Here is a 954-nt window from a genome sequence, read left to right as displayed (position 1 = left end):
TGTTCAGCCACAAGACGTCTGCTGTCTTGGACTTTTTTCTTCAGTGTCTGGTTGGCTTTATAGTAAGCGATCTCCTCTTCAATCAATTCCTCGACATGTTTTGATTTCGAGCAGTGCTGACTAAATTTCTTTTTCAATTTTCGGTTATGCTCATACGTTTTTTCATCAGATTCATGCATAACTTGTTTCATTAGTTCATAGGTTGTATCAAAGTTCTGCACCCAGCATTTATTTTTCTTATAGCACGTTTGACAGGATCGTTCTGTGATCGTACTTAAAAAAAGATCTACATCCTCTTCCTGCTTCTTCTCTTCAGGAATAGATTCGTAAAATGTCGCAAAACTCTCAGACAGCGCATGAAATACATTAGAGAATTGGTCTACCTTTTTTGCTGTCACGTCTCGTACTTTCCGAGCATATTGCTGCTGCTCTTGTACATGCTCTACCGTACCAGGAATGTATTTCGCTACCTTGGAGGTGACTGATTGCGGCGTGAGCAAAAAGAGTGCAACCGCTATAAGTGATTCATACAATGTGGTCATGAGACCTGTTGACCCTTCCCCATACAGTGAAATGAGTAAGGAACCCACAATTAAGCCGATGGCCGCCCCTGCTTTCTTCCCTTCTTTCAGCAATCCGCCTAATAAACCTGAAAAGGCAAGAAGACTCATCTGATAAAGGTTTCCAATGTTGGCGAGACCGAGAATTAATCCTGTCACAACACCGACCGTACAACCAATACTGCTCCGCCAATAAAAGCAAAGGTCAGCACTACATAACGTGACAAAATATGCTCTGCCTGCATCCCTTGAAATGAGATCCCAGCAAGTCCAGTTAAAACTGAGGCAATTAAAAATCATAAAACAAATAATTTCTTCGACCTTTAAAGAGTGTTTAATTTTCCTAACTGTAAAAATCGGCAGGCTTTGAAGAAAAATCAGTGTCAAAATGAAG

General features: G+C 40.7%; 1 pseudogene. It reads right to left on the bottom strand.

Annotation, left to right across the window (positions count from 1 at the left end):
- A pseudogene (locus AOQ70_RS01735) lies at positions 1 to 947 on the bottom strand (stage II sporulation protein E); the annotation flags it as partial.
- Positions 948 to 954 lie beyond the last annotated feature (7 nt).

Origin of the sequence: Bacillus sp. AM 13(2015) (assembly GCF_001518755.1) — a bacterium.
Classification (GTDB): Bacteria; Bacillota; Bacilli; order Bacillales; family Bacillaceae; genus Bacillus; species Bacillus safensis.
This window is presented reverse-complemented; position numbering and strand designations above follow the sequence as displayed.